Below are 20476 nucleotides of genomic sequence, written 5' to 3'. Positions count from 1 at the left end.
TAAGGGAGTGGAAAGCCATTAGGGGTGCCCGCTCGGGGTGGGCGGATCGTATGGTGTCGGGAAAGGCGGCGATAGCCGCGGACAGTATATGACTTGTTTCACATCTGGCCCTGTAGGGAGGACCCATTGGGACCCGCAGTGCAGCCCGGCACCCGATCTGCGGAAAATATCGGAGCGGCCACTCGTAAAGAGCAGGCCATGTGGTTGCTGGAACGGCTGGTGCCCGACAGCGCGGCCAACAATCTGAGCCTTGCATTCCAGACGGAAGGGAGACTCGATGGCGCGGCGGTCCGCCGCACCCTGTCGATTCTGTTCCGCAGGTACGAGGTTCTCAGGACCGTCTACTTCGCGAACGGGGCGGAGCTGGAGAAAGGCGTCGTTCCGGCCGACGGCTTCGACGTGCCGCTGGAGGAGTCCGACGGCCCCGACGTGCCGTCGGACGCGCTCGCGGAAGGGCTGCTGCCCTTCGTCAACCGTCGCTTCGCCTTCGACGGACGGCCGCTGGTCAGGGCCGGGCTCTTCCACCACGCCGACGGTGACGTGCTCTGTCTGGCCGTCCACCACCTGGACTACGACATCATCTCCGGCACCACGCTGCTGGAGGAGATCGTCGCGCTGTACGGCGAACTCGCCGCGGGCCGCGAGGCGCCGGCCGCCCTGTTGGAGCCGGTGGCCGCGTTCCACGAGCCGGAACCCGGCGAGGCGGACGTGGAGTTCTGGCGCGGGCAGCTGGAGGGCTTCGACCCCGACGGCCTCGACCTGTGGTGCGGCGCCGCGGACGCGGCCGACCCCACCCTCAAGGGCGACCAGCTGGTGCGCACGCTGTCGCCGGAGGCCAGGACGGTGCTGCGCGCCCTCCAGCGGGAGGTGCGCGCCCCGGAGGCCGTGGTCCTGCTGACCCTGTTCGACGTGCTGCTGGCCGCGCACGGCGCGGGTCCCGACCTGAACGTGGGCTCCCCGGTCAGCGTCCGGCCGCCCGAGGCGCCGCGCACCGTGGGCCACCACACCAACGTGCTGCCGCTGCGCGTGCGGGTCGAACCCGAGGACGGCTTCCGCACTCTGGTCCGGCGGGTCCGCGACACCTACTTCGGCGCGCTCACGCACGCCGCGGTGCCGGAGGACACCATCGCGGGCCTGCTGCCGCGGGCCGGATCGACGTGGCGCAACCGCCTCGCCCGGCATCTGTTCAACTACTTCCCGCAGCTGGAGCTGACCCACTTCGAGATCGCCGGGCAGGCCGCCCGCCCGATCGTGATCGAGAACGGCTACAGCAAGTACGACCTGGAGTTCTTCGTCGCGTCCTCGCCGGACGTCGTCCAGGTCACCGCCCGCTACTCGACCGAGAAGTTCAGCCCCGCCGACGCCGAGGCGCTGCTGCTGCGCTACGAGGCGCTGCTGCCGGCCATCGCCGCGGACGTCGACCGGCCCGTCGGCGAGCTGCTGGTGTGGAGCGAGCAGGACCACGCGGTCATCGACACGGCCAACGACACCGCCGTCGTGTACTCGCCGCCCGGCCCGGCGAACGTCCTGGAGGCCGTGCACCGCCACGCGGGCGCCACCCCGGTCGCGGTCGCCGTCCAGCACGGCGAGCGCGAGATCGGCTACCGGCGGCTGTGGGAGGCCGGCCGCGCCGCCCACGCCACCCTCGCCGCCGCCGGCGTGGGCCCCGGTGACGTGGTCGCCATCGCGGCGTCCCGCTCCCCGGAGCTGACGGCCGCCGTGCTCGGCGTGTGGCTGACCGGAGCCGCCTACCTGCCGGTCGACCCCGAGCATCCGGCGCAACGGGTGGCGTACCTGCTGGCCGACTCCGGCGCCAAGGCGGTCTTCACCGACCGGGAGCTGCCGCTGCCCGGCGCCGCCGAGCTGCCCCGGCTGGCGCTGCCCGCGATCGCGGACGCCGCGCCCGAGGAGCCGCTCGCGGACCTCCCGGTCCGCCTGGACCCGGAGTCCCCGGCGTATCTCATCTACACCTCGGGTTCCAGCGGCCGGCCCAAGGGCGCGCTGCTCCCGCACCGGGCGATCTCCAACATCGCCTCGGACTACACGGTGCGGCTGCGGGCCACCCCCGAGGACGCCACGCTGTGGATGACCACCTTCGCCTTCGACATGGCGAACCTGGAGCACTACGTGCCGCTGTACTCGGGCGGCCGGATCGTCGTGGCGCCCGACGAGGCGCGCACCGACGGCAAGGTGCTGCGGGAGCTGATCGACCGTTACGCGCCCCGGATCCTCCAGGCGACGCCCACCACCTTGCGCATGGTGTACGACGACGTCGCCGACCGCCTGGCCGGCCGTATCGTGGTGACGGGGGCGGAACCCGTGCCGGTCGTCCTGGCCAAGCGGCTGCTCGCGGCCGGTGCCGAGGTCGTCAACGCGTACGGGCCCACCGAGACCATCACGTGGTGCACCTGGGGCGTGGTCCCCGACGACCTGGACGACCGTATCTCGGTCGGTGGGCCCATCCAGAACATCCGCATGTTCGTGCTCGCGCCGGACGGCAGGGAGCTGCCGGTAGGTGTGCGCGGTGAGGTGTGCATCGCCGGGGACGGCGTGTGCCTGGGGTATCTGGGCCGTCCGGAACTGAACGCCGAGCGTTTCGGCGAGCATCCGCGCTACGGGCGGTTCTACCGCTCGGGCGACCTGGGCCGGTGGCTGCCCGACGGCACCTTCGAACTCCTCGGCCGTGCCGACCGGCAGGTGAAGCTGCGCGGCAACCGCATCGAGCTGGGCGAGATCGAGGCGACCCTGCTCGGCCATCCGGGGGTGAAGGGGGCCGCCGCGGTCGTGGTCGGCGACCGCAGCTCCGACGGCCGGCTGTTGGTGTTCGTGGAAGCCGCCCCGGACGCGGGCGAGGGCCTGGCCGACAGCCTCTGGGACTTCGCGCGCGCCGAACTGCCGCGCGCCGCGGTGCCGCAGGAGTTCACCGTGCTGGACGCCCTGCCGGTCAACGCCAACGAGAAGGTCGACCATCTCGCCCTGGAGGCCCTGGCCATGTCCGTCGACTCCGGTGCCGCCCGGTCCGCGGAGGGTTCCCCCGCCGCGGCGGGGGACGAGCCGGCCGACCCGCTCGTGCGCGATCTGATCGGGCTCTGGCGCGACCTGCTCGGCCACGACGACGTCGGTCCCGACTCCAACTTCTTCACCAGCGGCGGTCATTCGCTGCTGGGCGCGAAGCTCCTGCAGCGCATCGAGGAGGAGTACGGCGTCCAGGTCAAGCTGGCCGATCTCTTCGCCAGCCCCTCCCCCGCCGCCATCGCCGGGATCCTGCGGTCCGGCGCCGGTGACGGCGCGGACACGGACGACGACGGGGCCGGGGACGCGGCGGACGCCCGCCCGGCCTGAGCGGTCCGGGCGCCCGTCGTGGCGCGGACGGCCGAAGGGCCCCGGGGATGCCCCGGGGCCCTTCGGCGCGGCGCGCCCGTCACAGGCCGACGGGCTCCAGCACGTCCGAACGCAGGATCGCCTCGTGCAACTCCCGCATCGGCGTGCACGGTTCGAGGCCCAGCTCCTCGATGAGCACGCGGCGGGTGGACTGGTACACCTTGAGGGCGTCCGCGCGGCGCTCGGAGCGGTACAGCGCCAGCATCAGCTGACGGTGGAACGTCTCCCGCAGCGGGTTCTCCGCGGTGATGGTGTACAGCATGCCGATCACCTCGCGGTGCCGGCCGCGCTCCAACTGGACGTCCATCAGCATCTCCAGGCACTCCAGCCGCGTCTCGGTCAGCCGGGTCGCGAAGCTGCTGAGCACCGGGCCCTGGCCCAGGTCGCCGAGCGCGGGGCCGCGCCACAGCGCCAGCGCCTCCTCGAGCGATTCCCGGGCCTCCTCGTAGCGCCGCTCGCGCACCAGCCGGCGGGCGACGCCCGCCAGTGCCAGGAAGATCTCGGAGTCCAGCTCGTCGCCGTCCAACCGCAACCCGTAGCCCGGCACACGTGTGATGATCGGGCTCTGCGCCCGGTCCGGCCGGTGCAGGAACTTGCGCAGCTCCGACACGTAGACGTGCAGGCCGGCCAGGGCGCGGCGGGGCGGCTGCTTGCCCCAGATCTCGTTCATCAGCTGACTGGACGAGACCACGTGGTCGGCGTTGGCGAGCAGCGTGGCAAACAGGATCTCGATTTTCTGCGCACCGATGGACGAGATCTGCGGCCCGTCGACGACGCGCAGGTTCCCCAGGAGTTCGTACCTCACCGCTCAGTTCTCCTTGTCTGCGTTTGACCTGCGAGTGCTTCGTGCCTGTCGTCCCCGTGCGGGGGTCAGCCGGTGATCTCCTTGACGGCACCGGTGATCAGGTCGGCGATCTCGGTCGGGTACTTGTCCAGGTAGAAGTGGCCGCCGGGGAACACTTTGAGGTCGAAGGCGGCCGTGGTGTGGTCGGCCCAGGACCGGGCCTCCGCCTCGGTGGTGTGCGGGTCGTCGTCGCCTACCAGCATCGTGAGCGGGGAGTCGAGGCGGGCGCCGATCTGGCGGGGGTGCGTCTCGATGGCGGTGTAGTCGGCCTGGAGCGCGGGCAGGACGGTCGCCATGAACTCGGCGTTCTCCAGCCACACCGGGTCGGTGCCGCCCACGGTGCGCAGTTCCTCGATGATGCCCGCGTCGCCGCGCCGGTGGATGTCGCCGCCGCGCAGCACCGACGGGGCCGGGTAGCCGGAGGTGAACACCCGGGCCGGTGCGGTGCCGGCGTCCTGGAGGCGGCGGGCGGTCTCGAAGGCGAGCACCGATCCCAGGCTGTGGCCGAACAGGATCAGGGGCTTGTCCCCGAGGTTCCACTGCGACAGTGCCTCGAAGGAGCGGTCGGCGAGTTCGGCGAGGCTGCGCAGGGCCGGCTCCTTGGCGCGGTCCTGCCGGCCCGGGTACTGCAGTGCCAGTGTCTCCACGGCCGGGGCGAGTCGCTCCGACAGCGGGAAGTAGTAGGTCGCCGATCCGCCCGCGTGCGGAAAACACACCAGCCGGGCGGCGGAGTCCGGCGACCGGTGGAAGCGGCGGACCCAGTCCCCGCCGGTCTTCGTGGCACTCGTCACGGCACGTCCCCTTCACTGCTTTCACTGACTCGGGATTTCGCTGCGGAGTCTAGGAAGCCGTGAAGGGGGTGGGTAACCCCGGAAAAGCCCCTACGCACCCGTACACCCCCCTGCCGGTAGGGGGGTGTACGGGTGCGTAGGTGACCCCCTGTGTGGATGTGATGCGCCGCCCGTGGGGGGGGCCACGGGCGGCGCGGTCCGGGTGGCGGAGCGGGGAACCCAGGGGTTCGAAGGGGGCGGCCGGGCGCCGCGGTCGAGCGGAGGCCGGTACGGCTCGTCGCCCGCCTCTCCGTCAGGCGGCGGGTACGGCCCAGTCGCCCGCCATGGTCGGGCTGAGCCCGGTACGGCCCAGTCGCCCGCCATGGTCGGGCTGAGCCCGGTACGGCCCAGTCGCCCGCCGCGGTCGGGCTGAGGCCGGTACGGCCCAGTCGCCCGCTTCCGTGTCAGGCGGAAGCAGGCAGGGCCTCGTCGCCGAGCAGGGAGGCGACGAGAGAAGGTTCGACGTTGCCTCCGGAGAGCAGGACGCCGACGTCGGTGCGGCCCCCGCGCCAGGCGATCCGCAGCGCCGCGGCGACGGCGGTGGCCGCGGCCGGTTCGACCAGCAGCCGGCACTCGGTGAGCACGGTGCGCATCGCGTCGGCGATGGCGTCCTCCTCGACCCGCACCACGTCGGTCACGGCGTGCCGGGCCACGTCGAAGGGCAGCTTCCCGATGCGGTCGGGGCGCAGCCCGTCCGCGATGGTGGCCCGGGCCGGCACGGTCACCGGCGCTCCGGCCCGCAGTGCCTCGCTGAGCGCCGGCACGGCGTCCGGCTCCGCGCCGATCACCTCGATGCCGGTACCGGCGGTGACCAGGCACGCACCGGCGACCGCGCTGCCGCCCCCGACGGGGATCACCACCGCGTCCAGCCAGCCGCCCGCGGTGGCCACGCCGTCCAGCAGTTCGGCGGTCGCCGTGCCCTGACCGAGGACCACGTCGATGTCCTCGTAGGGGTCGATGACGTCCAGGCCGCGCAGCGCCCGAATCCGCTCCACGACCGCGATCCGGTCGGCGAGCGTGGTGCCGGCCTGAAGGCATTCGGCGCCGGTGTCGCGGATGCGGCGCACCTTCGTGGGCGCGGCGTCCTCCGGCAGCACGAGGGTCGCGGGCAGGCCGCACTCCTGGGCGGCCACGGCCACCGCGATCGCGTGGTTGCCGGTGCTCTGGGCCACCACGCCCCGGCTGTCGGCCGCCACGAGCCGTTCCACGGCCAGCAGCGCGCCGCGCATCTTGAACGATCCGCCGCGCTGCAGGTTCTCGGCCTTGAGCCACAGCCGGGCCCCGGCGCGCCGGTCCAGTTCCTCGGAGCGGATCACCGGCGTCCGCGCCACCCGTCCCGCCAGCCGCTGCTGGGCCCTGCGGACACCGGAGGAACTCAGCCGCGGCGAGCTGTCCGCGAGCACCTCCGTGCCCGTCTCGGTGCCGGTCATGTCGACGCCTCTTCTCATGGGGTCCGTGTGCTCCCGAAGACGGCCCGGGGCCGTCGGCACACGCACCGACATCCGGGGGGCCTCGGGGTCGGGGATCAGCATCGGGAATGCGGCTAAGGTCCGGCTAAATGCCCGGCTGTCCGCGGCCTTGTGCCGCCGTGGTCCCGCGGCTCCCCGGGAGGGCGGGCGCCGGTTTTAGCGCATGGCAAGGACCGGGTTAGCCGGCTCGGGGACCGTGGCGGGATGCAGATCACCGCCATGGCCAAAGAACGAAGGCACACGCTGGCCTTCCTCAGCGAGATACGCGCGATCTCCCCCGTCTTCCTGGGCACGGACGTGGACATGAGCGCGGTGCTCGACCACCGGAACGGCACCGGCGCCGACTCCACCGCCCACAAGTACTCCATCGTGACGTACGTGCTGCACACCGCGGCACGTGTGCTGGTCGCGCATCCGGAGGCGAACGCCGCGGTCCGCGGGCGCGTCCGGCCGCGGGTGGCCCGCTATTCCGGCGCCAACGGCAAGCTGACCCTGGACCGGACGGTGCGCGGTCAGCGGATCGTGCTGTCCGCCGTGCTGCCGGGCCTGGAGCGCAGTTCGCTGGCCGAGGTGCAGGAGCGGGTGAGCCACCTGCGCGACGGCGACCCGGCGAACATGCCGGAGTTCGCGGGCGCCCGGGTGCTGCAGGGTGTGCCGCGGCCGGTGGGCGGGCTGCTGTTCCGGCTCGGCGTGCGGCCGCTGGGTCGCCGGGGCGAGTCGTTCGGCACGTTCGCGGTGACGTCGCTCGGGCACCGGCCGGTGGACGACTTCTACTCGGTGGGCGGCACCACCATCACGCTGGGCGTGGGGCGCATCGCCCAGCGGCCGGTGGTGCGCGACGGGGAGGTGGTGGCCGCTCCGGTGCTGCGGCTGTCCCTGACCTTCGACCATCGGGTCATCGACGGCGCCGAGGCCGCCGACGTGCTGGCCGACCTCAAGGAGGCGCTGGAAGGCTTCCGCGCTCCGGAGGGGCCGGTGGTGGAGTCCGTCGAGGCCGTCCCGTCCAGCGACGGAGTGGGCGCATGAACGACGTGGACGAGCTGAAGCGGTACGTGGGTGTGCACGCCAGGAGCCTGGAGATCGCCGGGTACCGGCAGTTGCTGGACCGCGTCCGCACCGACGGCGAAGGGCCGGGCTCGTGGTCCGGCGAGTGGCTCGCGCAAGGTGATCTGCTCACCGCGCGGGGCAAGGACGTGGAGGCGGCTCGCCACTACCTGATGGCGCGCTTCCCCTTCGTGGACGGCCCCGGCCGCCAGGAGGCGTACGACAAGTCGCTGGCCGCCTTCGAACGGTGGCGCGCCGGCCAGGACGTGCACCGCCTTGACCTGCAGTTCGAGGGGCGCCGGGTGGGCGCCTGGGCCGCCGGCCTGACCCCGGGTCAGCGTCGGCCGGTGGTGCTGGTGATGGGCGGCTTCCTCACCGTCAAGGAGCAGTGGGCGCCCTCCCTGCCGGTGTTCGCCCGGCTCGGCTACACGGCCATCGGTCTGGAGATGCCCGGGGTCGGCGAGAACGAGGTCTCCTACGACCGCCACAGCTGGCGCTTCCTGTCCGCCGTGCTGGACGCGGTGGCCGACCGGGCGGACGTGTCGCGCACCTACGCGCTGGCGATGAGCTTCAGCGGCCACCAGGCGCTGCGGTGTGCGATGGACGACCCCCGGATCAGGGGTGTCGTCACGGTGGGCGCGCCGGTCAGCGCGTTCTTCACGGACGCGGCGTGGCGCAAGGACCTGCCCCGGGTGACCGTGGACAGCCTCACCCACCTCACCGGCGTGGATCTGGCACGGATGGAGGACTGGGCGTTGCCCGCGGACCGGCTGGCGTCGCTGGACATCCCGGTGGCTTATCTGGAGAGTCTGCGGGACGAGGTGATCCCGCCGGCCGACCCGCGCCTGCTCCGCGAGACCGTGCGACGGGTGAGCGTGCTCGCCCACGACGACGTGCACGGCTCGCCGGGCCACTCCGGCGAGAACAAGTTCTGGCTGACCTGGTCGCTGCTGCGCATGCGGAACGCCAAGGACCTGCGGACCCGCACCCTGGGTCTGATGTGGGGCGCGGCACGGGCGCGCGGCCGTATCGGCGCTCTGCTCGGCCGCGGGAACACCCCGGCCTGAGCCCGGCCCACACGTCCCGTGGGGCGCCCGGGTCCCGGACAACCGACAGGTCCCGCACGACCCGCCGCCGCCACCGGACCCGTCGGACACGTACATCTCGCCAGGCCCGCAGGACCCGCCGGACCCGCCGGACCCGCCGGACCGGAGTCGACCGGCCCGTAGGACCCGCCCGTGGCGGCCGTGCCGACGAGCCGGCCGCACCAGCGCCGGGCCGTCCGACCTGCCCGGACGCCGGGTCCGCTCCTGCGGACGCGCACCCCGCTCCCCCGCTTCCGAGGTTGCGGCAAGCCGACGGCAACCCTCTTTAACATGCAACACGCAGATGATGGCGACTTTAGTTTGACAGTTACCCCCAACATCAGTAGCTTCCATGATGCGGAGTTCTCCGTACCACTCACAAGTCGCTGAATCCTGCCGGAGGTCGTCATGTCTGCCGCAGTCTCGGATGCCGCTCCCTCACCACCCCCCGCACTCGCGTCCTCGCCCCGCCGCTGGTGGGCGCTGGCCGCGCTGACGCTGTGCGTGCTGATCATCGGTCTGGACGGGACCATCATCAACGTGGCCCTGCCGTCCATCGCGCAGGAACTGGGCGCCAACAGCGCCCAGTTGCAGTGGATCAGCGGCGGCTATCTGCTGGCCCTGTCCGCCGCCATGCTCCCGATCGGCATGCTCGGCGACCGCTTCGGACACAAGAAGCTGCTGGTCTGCGGCATCGCGCTGTTCGGCGTGGCATCCGTGTCCGGTGCGCTGGTCGACAGCACCGGCGCGGTGATCGCCGTCCGCGCCGTGCTCGGCCTGGCCGCCGCCATCATCACACCGCTGTCGATGGCGATCCTGCCGAAGATCTTCGCCCAGGACGAGCTGCAGAAGGCCATCGCCACCTGGACCGGCGCCACCGCGCTCGGCCTGCCGATCGGCCCGCTGGTCGGCGGCTGGCTGCTGAACCACTTCTGGTGGGGTTCCGTCTTCGTCTTCAACGTCCCCGTGGTCGTCGCCGCACTGATCGCCGGCGTGTGGCTGCTGCCCAACGACAGCAGGCGCCACGAGGCGGAGGCCGCGCGCGCCGCCGGCCTGACCCCTGTCGAGGAGAAGCACGGCTCGTTCGACCTGATCGGCACCGTCCTCAGCGCCGTGGGCATCACCGTCCTGGTGTACGGCACCATCCTGCAGCCGACCAAGGGCTGGGACGACGTGCAGGTGACCGGCTCGCTGACCGCCGGCATCGTGCTGCTGGCCGGCTTCGTGCTCCACCAGCGGCGCATCTCCCACCCGCTGGTCAACCTCAAGCTGTTCAGCGACCACCGGTTCGGCTGGGGCTCGCTGATCGCGGTCTTCGTCCAGTTCGCCGTGGTGGGCATCCTGTTCGTGCTGCCCCAGTACCTCCAGGGCGTGCTCGGCGCCAACGCCTTCGGCACCGGCCTGCGGCTGCTCCCGATGATCGGCGGCCTGATGGGGGCCGCCGCGCTCAGTGACGGCCTGGTCTCCAAGCTCGGGACGCGCATCATCATCCCGATCGGCCTGCTGCTGCTCGCCGGCGGCGGCCTGCTCGGCTCCTTCACCGAGAACGGCGACGGCTACGGGTCGGTGGCGCTGTGGCTGACCATGACCGGTCTCGGCTTCGGCCTGGCGATCGTGCCGGCCACCACCCTGGTGATGTCCTCGCTGCCGCCGGAGCGCTCCGGCGCGGGCACCAGCCTGCTGGAGACGCTGCAGCAGGTCGGCGGCGTGCTCGGCGTGGCCGTGCTGGGCAGCCTGCTCAGCTCGCGCTACCTCGACCGGCTGTCCACCGACAACCTGCCGGCGCCCGCGGCCCACGCCGCGCGCGACTCGGTGCTCGGCGCCGACGCGGTGGCCGCCGAGCTCCAGGACAAGGCCCTGCTCGCCTCCGCGCACAGCGCCTTCGTCCACGGCATGGGCCTGGTGCTCCTGGTGTGCGCGGTGTCCTCGTTGGTGGCCGCCGTCCTCGCCGTGGTGTTCCTGCCCGCCCGGTCGCAGGACCCGGCGCTGCTGAAGGCCAAGGAGTCCGAGGAGGCCAGGAAGGCCGAGAAGGCCGAGGCGGCCGAGGCGGCGAAGAAGGCGCAGGCGGCCGCCGACGGCACGGCCCAGGACACGGAGGATGGCAGCACCACCAACGAACGCGGAGAATCGCTGGTATGAACGCCAGAGAGATCTCCACCATGCCCGCGACATCGACCCTCGGTCTGCGCGAACGCAAGAAGCTGAAGACTTGGCGGAGCATCCGGCGCGAGGCGTTCCGGCTCTTCGCCGAGCAGGGCTACGACGCGACGTCCGTCGACCAGATCGCAGCGGCCGCCGAGGTCTCGCAAAGCACGTTCTTCCGGTACTTCCCCACCAAGGAGGACGTCGTCCTCATGGACGAGTACGACTCCATGCTCGGTGACGCCCTGGGCAACCGCCCGGTGGACGAGCCGATCGTGGACGCCGTACGGCACGCCCTGTCCGACTCGCTGGCCAGACTGCTGGCCAGCGACCGGGAGGAACTGCTCTTCCGCACCCGGCTGACCTTCAGCGTCCCGTCGATCCGGGCGCGTTCGCTGGAGGAGCAGTTGCAGAGCCAGGCCGCCATCGCCCAGCTGATCGCCGAGCGCACCGGTCGCGACGGCGACGACCTGGAGGTCAAGTGCGTCGCCGCGGCCATCATCGCGGTGCTCACCACCGTGATCTGGCACTGGGTGGAACACGACGGCGTCGGTGATCTGACGGCGCTGTACGACAACCAGCTCGCCCTTCTCTCCCAGGGCCTGCACCTCTGACGCACCGCCGGCCAGGACGCCGCCGGTCGATCCGGGCCCGCGTTTCGCTTCGCCTCGCCCCGCCGCCACGCGGCGGGGCGAAGTGCTGCCAGGGTGTGAGGTGCCTGGGCAGGCGCTCTGGGCGATGGGTGGGCATCCAGAGGTTGCCGGTGAAGGCGCGGTGGATGGCTTCGAAGGCGCCGATGCCGTGTTTGCGGGCGGAGTCCAGGTAGGAGCGCACGCTGAGCCAGGCCGTGGCACCGTCGTCGGACTGGTGGCAGCCGGAGATCTTCAGCTGGGTCCTGGCCGGCCGGCCGCACCCACCATCTGTCACATCGTCAGGCAGGCACCTCGCACTCAACCTTCTGAATGCTTACACCTCCTCCGACTTCGCTGCCGGCCAGGCGTTTGTTTCGGGCCCTGCCGGAAAAGCGTCTCAAGACGCCGGGAGGTTTTTGTCCCAGCGATATGAAAAGGAACTTCTCCGGGGTCACCCCTACGGTTTTCCCAGGACCCGGATAGGGGTGCGTTAGGGGTGGTCCGGGGTGGGGATCGATACACCGCCCACGGTAGCCTCGTCGCATGTCCGTCGGCCTGTGACCAAGGAGAAATGGTGACCGCATCAGGCACGTGGAAGACCTTGGTGGAGAGCGACAGCCCCGAGGGAATAGTGCTTGCCGTCGACTTCGACACCACCGGTCGACCCGAAGCACGCTTTTCCGATCTGGTGGCGAACATGGGGTCGGCCTTCGAGGTCTGGGAGTCCGTACCGCCGAACGTCGCGCCGGGACAGTCCCTGTCCGGCGCCGACTACGTCGACCACTGGGCGGCCCGCCTGGAGACGGAGCGCCCCAAGGTGCACGCCGTCCTGGGCTTCTGCGGTGGCGCCGTGTACGCCGGCGCGCTGGCCGAGCGGATCGGCCGGTACCAGGAAGTGCCGCCGCTGGTGGTCTTCGACCCCGAACTGTCCACCGCCCAGACACTGTTCTGGCAGTTCCACAAGGTGATCGGGTTCCTGTCCGACACCCTGTCGGCCCCGGAGATCGCCGAGGCGCGCTCCATCGGCGAGGAGGCCTTCCAGCGCATCACCGACGCGGTGGAGCTCAAGGACGAGCTGCTGCGGCTGATGCGGGAGTTCGGCATGCCGGCGCTGGAGCGGCTCGGGCTCGACGAGACCCGGCGCGAGGAGCTGTTCGGTGTCTTCGACTCCTTCCTCTGCTACCTGGCCGCCGCCAGCGAGATCGACCCGCGCGAGCAGTGGCGCTCGGCGGTCGCCTTCAACTCCACCAGCGCGCTCAGCGGTCTGAACGCCATGCGCAGCGCCGGTGTGGAGATCGAGGTCGGACGCGAGATCACCATCGAGGCCGACCACGGAACCCTGCTGTCCGACAAGGACATGGCCGGGGCCGTCGTCGACCTGCTCAAGAGCTGAGCGGCCGGCCATGCCTCAGACGATCAGCGCCTATCTGCCGCCGTCGGCCGCGCCGGGCACCGCCGTGCGTCTGCTGTGCTTCCCGCACGCCGGCGGCGGCGCCTCGGCCTTCGGAACCTGGCAGCGGCTCCTCGGCCCGGACGTCACCGTGCTGCCGGTCCAGCTGCCCGGCCGCGAACGGCGCGTCCAGGAGCCCAGGTTCACCAGCGTGCACGAGCTGGCCGCCGACCTCGACCGCAGCCTCGACCCGTTGCTGGAGAGCGGCCCGTACGCCTTCTACGGGCACAGCATGGGCGCGATCATCGCCTACCACCTGACGCGGCTGCGGGCCGCGCGCGGAGCGAGCCTGCCGCAGCGGCTGATGGTCGGCGCCTTCCCCCCGCCCCACCTTCTTGCCCCCGTGACCGAAGCCCTCAACCTGTCCGACGACGGGCTCGCGCAGTGGCTGGTGAACCTGGGCGGCATGTCTCAGGAGCTGCTGCGCTACCCGGAGTGGGTGCGGTCGGCGCTCGCCCTGCTCCGCGACGACCTGAAGATCTGCCACAGCCACCGGGCCGCCGGAGATCCGCTGCCCTGCCCGGTCGACGTCTTCGCCGGCGACCGCGACCCGCTGCTGCCGCTGGACGTGGTGGACGGCTGGGCGCGGCACACCACCGTGAGCTGCGACGTGCACACCGTGCCCGGCGGTCACTTCTTCCAGCAGGACTCGCCGGAGGTGTTCTTCCCGCTCGTCGCCGACCTGCTCACCCGCGAGCTGAGCCGCCGGTAGGCATCGGGGAACGACGGGAGCGAACCCCTAAGGGGAGGGGCGGCCGCCGGGCCGCCCCTCCCCTTCTCTTTGCCCGTGCGCGCCCCGAACGACTCAGGGCGCCGAAGGGCGGAGGGTGTTACCGGAATTCACCCTCCCCTTTTTTCCCGGGATTTTCCCGTGCCGCGATTCGCTTTGCTTTTCGGGGTCTTGCCGGCGGCGCCCGCACGCCGTGCGGCATTCACTCGGCATGAACTATTCCGCCGCCCCCCTGCCGCCTTTAGAGGTTGGTTAGAGCGCTATTAGCCCTGCTCGCGATATTGACTCGGAAGATCGCCCTCGATGAGAGGTACCTGGACCCCATGGCCAACGAGGACAAGCTCCGCGACTATCTGAAGCGCACCACCCTGGAACTGCGTCAGGCGAACGAGCGCCTGAAGCGGCTGGAGTCGGCGAAGAGCGAGCCGCTCGCGGTGGTCGGCATCGGGTGCCGCTATCCGGGCGAGGTGCGTTCGCCGGAGGACCTGTGGGCCCTGGTCGCTTCCGGTACCGACGCGATCGGTGACTTCCCCACCGACCGCGGCTGGGACAACGAGGGCCTGTACGACCCCGACCCGGACCACCCGGGCACCACCCACACCCGGCGCGGCGGATTCCTCTACGACGCCGGGGAGTTCGACGCCCCCTTCTTCGGGATGTCGCCGCGCGAGGCGCTGGCCACCGACCCGCAGCAGCGGCTGCTGCTGGAGACCGCCTGGGAGGCGTTCGAGCACGCGGGCATCGTCCCGGCGACGCTGCGCGGCTCGCGCACCGCGGTGTTCGCCGGTGTGATGTACGACGACTACGGCAACGGCCTGCACCAGATGCCGGAGGAGCTGGAGGGCTACCTGGGCACCGGCAGCGCCGGCAGCGTCGCCTCCGGCCGCATCTCGTACGTCCTGGGGCTTGAGGGCCCGGCCGTCACCGTGGACACGGCCTGCTCGTCGTCGTTGGTCGCCCTGCACCTGGCCGCGCAGTCGCTGCGCGACGGAGAGTGCGACCTGGCGCTGGCCGGCGGGGTCACCGTGATCTCGACGCCGGGTCTGTTCGTGGAGTTCAGCCGGCAGCGCGGCCTGTCGCTCGACGGCCGCTGCAAGGCGTACTCCGCCGACGCGGACGGCACCGGCTGGGGCGAGGGCGCGGGTCTGCTGCTCCTGGAGCGGCTGTCCGACGCGCGGCGCAACGGGCACCGCGTCCTCGGCCTGGTCCGCGGCACCGCGGTCAACCAGGACGGCGCCAGCAGTCGGCTCTCCGCGCCGAGCGGTCCCTCGCAGCAGCGGGTGATCCGCGAGGCGCTGTCCGACGCCGGGCTCACCACCGCGGACGTCGACGTGGTCGAGGGGCACGGCACCGGCACCACGCTGGGCGACCCGATCGAGGCGCACGCCCTGCTCGGCACCTACGGCCGGCAGCGCGAGGGACAGCCGCTGAAGCTGGGGTCGGTCAAGTCCAACATCGGCCACACGCAGGCCGCGGCCGGCGCCGCCGGCGTCATCAAGATGATCATGGCGATGCGGCACGGGGTGCTGCCCAGGACGCTGCACGCCGAGGAGCCCAGCCCCAACATCGACTGGTCGACCGGTGCGGTGGAACTGCTCAACGAGGCGGAGCCGTGGCCCGAGACCGGCCGCCCGCGCCGGGCCGCGGTCTCCTCGTTCGGCATCAGCGGCACCAACGCGCACGTCATCCTGGAGCAGGCGCCGTCCGAGCGGGAGGACGCCGACGGCGACGCCGGGCAGGAGATACCCGCGGCGGCCACCGGATCCGAGACGGCCGACGCGTCCTCCGACGCGCCCGCCCCCGTCACTTGGCTGCTGTCGGCCCGGAGCGAGGAGGCCGTCCGCGAGCAGGCCCGCCGTCTGTCGGCGGCCGCCGCCGACGCCGTGACGCACCCCGCGGACGCCGCCCGCACCCTGGCCTTCAGCCGTACCCACTTCGACCACCGTGCCGCCGTGGTCGCCGGATCGCGCGAGGAGCTGACCGCCGGGCTCACCGCTCTGGCGGCGGGCGAGTCGGCGCCGGGTGTGACGGCCGGCGCCGTCCCGGGCCGCACCGGCAAGACCGTGTTCGTCTTCCCCGGCCAGGGGTCGCAGTGGGCCGGCATGGGTCTCGAACTGGCGGCCCAGTCACCGGTGTTCGCCGCGCGGCTGGGCGAGTGCGAGGCCGCGCTCGCGCCGTTCGCCGACTGGACCCTGACCCAGGCGCTCGGCGACGCCGAGGCGCTGGAGCGGGTGGACGTCGTCCAGCCCGCGCTGTGGGCGGTCATGGTGTCGCTGGCCGCCCTGTGGCAGGCGCACGGGGTGACGCCCGACACGGTGATCGGCCACTCCCAGGGCGAGATCGCCGCCGCCACGGTGGCCGGCGCGCTCTCCCTCGAGGACGGCGCGCGCGTGGTGGCGCTGCGCTCCAAGGCCCTGGTCGCGCTGGCAGGCCAGGGCTCGATGTCCCAGGTGGCGGCCCCCGCCGAGCAGGTGGAGGAGCGGCTCGAACCGTGGCGCGGGCGGGTCTTCGTGGCCGCCGTCAACGGCCCCTCGGCCACGGTGATCTCCGGTGAGACCGCCGCCGTGGAGGAGGTGACCGCGGCGCTGGAGGCGGACGGGGTCCGAGTGCGCCGCATCCCGGTGGACTACGCCTCGCACTCCGGGCACGTCGAGGCGATCGAGCGGGAACTGCTCGACCTGCTGGCCCCGGTGCGTCCGCGCGGCACCGCGATCGCCTTCCACTCCACGGTCACCGGCGAGCTGCTCGACGGCTCGGAGGTCGACGCCGGGTACTGGTACCGCAATCTGCGCCGGCCGGTCCTGCTCCAGCCGGTGGTCGCCGAGCTGGCCCGCACCGGCCACACGCACTTCGTGGAGATCTCGCCGCACTCGGTGCTCAACGGCCCCTTGCAGGACTCCCTGCCCGAGACCGCCGCGGTGATCCGCACGCTCCGCCGCGACGGCGACACCCTGGCGCACTTCCACACCGCGCTCGCCACCGGTCACACCCGCGGGCTGGCCGTGGACTGGAGCACGGTCGTCGCGCCCGACGGGCCCCGGGCGGAACTGCCCGCCTACCCCTTCGAGCGGGAGCGGTACTGGCTGGTGCGGCCCGCCGGCGGCGACGTGACCTCGGCCGGCCTGACCGCGGCGGAACACCCGCTGCTCGACGCCGCGCTCGAACTCGCCGACGGCGGACTGGTGCTGACCGGCCGTCAGATGCCCGCCGGTCACTCGTGGCTGGCCGGGCACTCCGTGCTGGGCAACGCGCTCCTGCCGGGCACCGCGTACGTCGACCTCGCGCTGCACACCGTCGATCTGCTGGGCGGCGGCACGGTCGAGGAACTGACCCTGGAGGCCCCGCTGGCCGTCCCGGAGGCCGCCGCGCTGCGGTTCCGGGTGAGCGCCTCGTGCGCCGACGCGGCGGGCCGGCGCGGTCTGGAGATCCACTCCCGCGCCGACGCCGAGGACGCGCTGTGGGTCAGGCACGCCACCGGCGTCCTCGCCCCCGCTCCGGAGTCCGCCCCCGCCGACGACCACCTGCGGCCCCCGGCCACGGCCGTGGCGCTGCCGGTGGAGGGCCTGTACGAGCGTCTGGCGGAGCGGTCGATCGGCTACGAGGAGGTGTTCCGCGGCCTGCGCGGCGCCTGGCGGGACGGCGACGACCTGTACGCCGACGTCGAGGTGGCCGCGGACGTCTCCGGTCACGCCATCCACCCGGTGCTCCTGGACGCCGCGCTGCAGAGCCGGTTCCTGGAGATCCCGCACGAGCGGACCGCGGACGAGGAGATCTCGCTGCCCTTCGCCTGGTCCGGGGTGCGGCTGCACGCGGTGGGCGCGACCGCCCTGCGGGTGCGGATCTCCCGACGTCCCGACGACTCGTTCGCACTGCTGGCCGTCGACCCCGCGGGCCGTCCCGTGATCGAGGCCGAGGCGGTCGTCACCCGCTCGGTCCGTCCGGACCAGCTGGTGCAGCGCACCGGCGACCCGCTGTACGCGCTCGACTGGGTGCCGACCACCCTGCCCGCGGCCCCGGAGCAGGAGGTGCCCGAGGTCACGGTCCTGTCCGTGGCCCCGGGCACCGGGATCGACGAGGTCCGCGCGGCGGTCGCGGAGGCGCGCGCGGCGGTCGCGGCGCTGCCCGCCGACGGCCTGCTGGCCGTCGTCGGCCACGGCGCCGTCGCGGCACTGGCCGGCGAGGAGCCGGCCGACCTCGCGGGCGCCGCGGCCTGGAGCACGGTCTCCACCGCCTTGGCCGCCCGCCCCGACGCGTTCGTGCTGATCGACGTCGACGGCACCGGGACGGCCCCCGAGGACGGCCCCCGCGCCGCCGGGCCCGACACGGACGCGGACGAGCCGGCCGGGCTGGCCCTGCGGGCACTGGCCGCGGGCGAGCCTCGGATCGCCGTACGCGGCGGCGACGTGCTGGCCCCCCGTCTGGTCCGGCACCGCCCCGGCCCGGCACCCTCCGCTCCCGAGGGCACCGTGCTGGTGACCGGGCCCGGCGCCGAGCCGCTCGCGCGGCACCTGACCGGCCGCCTCGGCCTGGCGCACGTGCTGGTCCACGCCGACCCGGCCGACGGTCTCGACGCCGCCCTGGCCGTCGTACCGGCCGAGCACCCGCTGTCCGCGGTCGTGCACACCACCGCCGACGCGGACGGCACGGCGGCGCCCGACGCCCTGATCGAGGCCGCCTGGGCGGTGGACGCGGCCACCCGCCTGCCGGGCGTCGCCCACTTCGTCGTCCTGACGCCCGCCGGGGCCGCGACCGGCTCGGCCCCGGGCGAACCGGCGTCCTTCCTCGACGCGCTCACCCGCCGGCGCGGCGCCCAGGGCAACCCGGCCCGTACGGTCGCCTGCGCGTCGGTGGACGGGCTGGACCTGCCGGTGCTGTTCGGCGAGGAACCCCGCCTGGTGACGGCCCGGATCGAACTGGCCGCCGCCCGCCGCTCGGCCGCGGCCGTGCCCGCGGTGCTGCGCGGGCTGGTCCGCGGCAGGACCCAGGCCGCCGCGGGTGACGCCGACCTCGCCGCGCGGCTGGCCGGACTGCCGGAGGCCGAACGCGACCGGCTGCTGCGGGACCTGGTGCTCATGCACGCCGCGGCTGTGCTCGGCCACAGCGGGGCCGACGGTCTGCGCGAGGAGCAGGCTTTCCGGGAGCTGGGCTTCGACTCGCTGACCGGTGTGGAGCTGCGCAACCGGCTCAACGCCGCCACCGGCCTCAAGCTGTCCGCGACCCTGGTCTTCGACCACCCCAGTCCGGTCGCGGTGGCCGGCCACCTGCTGGCCGAGCTGTCCGGCGAGCGCGGCGCCGCGGCGCCCGCGCCGCGGCGCACGACCACCGTGGACGAGCCGATCGCCCTGGTGGCGATGGGCTGCCGTTACCCGGGCGGGGTCCGCTCCCCGGAGGACCTGTGGGAACTGGTCGCCTCCGGCACGGACGCCATGACGACGTTCCCGACCGATCGCGGCTGGGACCTGGACAACCTCTACCACCCCGACCCCGACCACGCGGGCACGACCTACACCCGGCACGGCGGATTCGTCTTCGACGCCGGTGACTTCGACCCCGCGTTCTTCGGCATCTCGCCCCGCGAGGCGCTGGCCGTCGACCCCCAGCAGCGGCTGCTGCTGGAGACCGCCTGGGAGACGTTCGAGCGCGCCGGGATCGACCCGACCTCCCTGCGCGGCAGCCGTACCGGCGTGTTCACCGGCCTGATCTACACCGACTACGGCACCCGCTTCGCCCCGCCCGCCGACCTGGAGGGATACATCGGCACCGGCAGCGCCGGCAGCGTGGTGTCCGGGCGGCTGTCGTACGTGTTCGGCTTCGAGGGTCCCGCGGTGTCGGTGGACACCGCCTGCTCCTCGTCGCTGGTGGCGCTGCACCTCGCCGCCCAGGCGCTGCGCTCGGGCGAGTGCGACCTCGCGCTGGCCGGCGGCGTGGCCATCATGTCCACCCCGATGATGTACGTGCACTTCGCGCGGCAGCGTGGGCTGTCGGAGGACGGCCGCTGCAAGGCGTTCTCCGCGGACGCCGACGGCACCGGGTTCTCCGAGGGTGCCGGTCTGCTGCTGCTGGAGCGGCTGTCGGACGCACGGCGCAACGGCCACCAGATCCTGGGTCTCGTCCGCGGCTCGGCGGTCAACCAGGACGGCGCGACCAACGGGCTCACCGCCCCCAACGGCCCCTCCCAGCGGCGCGTCATCGAGGCCGCGCTCGCCGACGCCCGGCTCACCCCGGCCGAGATCGACGCCGTCGAGGCGCACGGCACCGGCACCACGCTGGGCGACCCGATCGAGGCGCAGGCGCTGCTGGCCACCTACGGCCAGGAGCGCGAGGAGCCGCTGTGGCTCGGCTCGGTGAAGTCGAACATCGGTCACACGCAGGCGGCCTCCGGCGTGGCCGGAGTGATCAAGACCGTCATGGCGATGCGGCACGGCGTGCTGCCCAGGACGCTGCACGTCGGTGAGCCGACCCCGCACGTGGACTGGTCCGCGGGCGCTGTGAGCCTGCTGACCGAGTCGACCGCGTGGCCGGAGACCGGCCGCCCGCGCCGGGCCGGGGTGTCGGCGTTCGGGATGAGCGGCACCAACGCGCACGTCGTGCTGGAGCAGGCGCCACCGGTGCCGGCGCCCGCCGCCGCGCAGACTCCCGCGGTGCTGCCGTGGCTGCTGTCGGCGAAGTCCGAGGACGCGCTGCGCGACCAGGCCCGTGCCCTGTCGGAGCTGGACCTCGACCCGGCGGAGATCGGCCGCTCGCTGGCGACCGGCCGTGCGCACCTCGACCACCGTGCCGCGGTGGTGGGCACCGACCGGGAGGAACTGCTCGACGGGCTACGCGCCCTCGCCGCCGGAATGCCCGCCCCCGGCCTGGTACGCGGCACC

11 protein-coding genes are annotated in these 20476 nt (G+C 73.0%); 8 read left to right on the top strand and 3 right to left on the bottom strand.

Annotated features, from left to right (window positions below):
* Positions 1 to 198: 198 nt before the first annotated feature.
* On the top strand, positions 199 to 3342 hold the full coding sequence (locus PV734_RS33720) for an amino acid adenylation domain-containing protein (RefSeq protein WP_319293382.1): 3144 nt from the start codon (positions 199 to 201) through the stop codon (positions 3340 to 3342).
* Positions 3343 to 3421: 79 nt separating this feature from the next.
* On the opposite strand, the gene PV734_RS33715 is transcribed toward PV734_RS33720, so the two are convergent.
* From PV734_RS33715 to PV734_RS33705, 3 genes are all read right to left on the bottom strand, one after another.
* Positions 3422 to 4186, bottom strand: a complete 765-nt coding sequence (locus tag PV734_RS33715; RefSeq protein ID WP_319098734.1) for an AfsR/SARP family transcriptional regulator — start codon at positions 4184 to 4186, stop codon at positions 3422 to 3424.
* A gap of 65 nt (positions 4187 to 4251) precedes the next feature.
* The gene (locus PV734_RS33710; RefSeq protein ID WP_319098733.1) at positions 4252 to 5016 is read right to left on the bottom strand and encodes a thioesterase II family protein; all 765 of its coding nucleotides are present in this window, start codon (positions 5014 to 5016) and stop codon (positions 4252 to 4254) included.
* A 443-nt stretch (positions 5017 to 5459) separates the two neighbouring features.
* Positions 5460 to 6485 (bottom strand): threonine/serine dehydratase, encoded by a 1026-nt coding sequence (locus PV734_RS33705; RefSeq protein ID WP_319098731.1) that lies wholly within the window; start codon positions 6483 to 6485, stop codon positions 5460 to 5462.
* A 243-nt stretch (positions 6486 to 6728) separates the two neighbouring features.
* Between PV734_RS33705 and PV734_RS33700 the strand changes: the two genes are divergently transcribed.
* The 7 genes from PV734_RS33700 to PV734_RS33670 form a co-directional block, all read left to right on the top strand.
* Entirely contained in the window at positions 6729 to 7550 is an 822-nt protein-coding gene (locus PV734_RS33700; RefSeq protein WP_319098730.1) for a 2-oxo acid dehydrogenase subunit E2, read from the top strand.
* A complete protein-coding gene (locus PV734_RS33695) occupies positions 7547 to 8635 on the top strand; it encodes an alpha/beta fold hydrolase (protein WP_319098729.1) in 1089 nt (362 codons plus the stop codon). Before PV734_RS33700 ends, PV734_RS33695 begins: the two co-directional genes overlap by 4 nt.
* A gap of 426 nt (positions 8636 to 9061) precedes the next feature.
* The gene (locus PV734_RS33690) at positions 9062 to 10792 is read left to right on the top strand and encodes an MFS transporter (protein WP_319293381.1); all 1731 of its coding nucleotides are present in this window, start codon (positions 9062 to 9064) and stop codon (positions 10790 to 10792) included.
* A complete protein-coding gene (locus PV734_RS33685; RefSeq protein WP_319098727.1) occupies positions 10789 to 11409 on the top strand; it encodes a TetR family transcriptional regulator in 621 nt (206 codons plus the stop codon). The genes PV734_RS33690 and PV734_RS33685 overlap by 4 nt, the downstream gene beginning before the upstream one ends.
* A gap of 589 nt (positions 11410 to 11998) precedes the next feature.
* Complete coding sequence (locus tag PV734_RS33680) at positions 11999 to 12820, top strand: hypothetical protein (RefSeq protein ID WP_319098726.1); 822 nt, start codon at positions 11999 to 12001, stop codon at positions 12818 to 12820.
* Positions 12821 to 12830: 10 nt separating this feature from the next.
* Positions 12831 to 13589, top strand: a complete 759-nt coding sequence (locus tag PV734_RS33675; protein WP_319098725.1) for a thioesterase II family protein — start codon at positions 12831 to 12833, stop codon at positions 13587 to 13589.
* Between the two features lie 341 nt (positions 13590 to 13930).
* Positions 13931 to 20476 (top strand): polyketide synthase (locus tag PV734_RS33670; protein WP_319293380.1); only part of this gene is annotated, 6546 nt, incomplete at its 3' end.

It is taken from the genome of Streptomyces sp. AK08-02, from assembly GCF_033795085.1.
Taxonomy (GTDB): domain Bacteria; phylum Actinomycetota; class Actinomycetes; order Streptomycetales; family Streptomycetaceae; genus Streptomyces; species Streptomyces echiniscabiei.
This window is presented reverse-complemented; position numbering and strand designations above follow the sequence as displayed.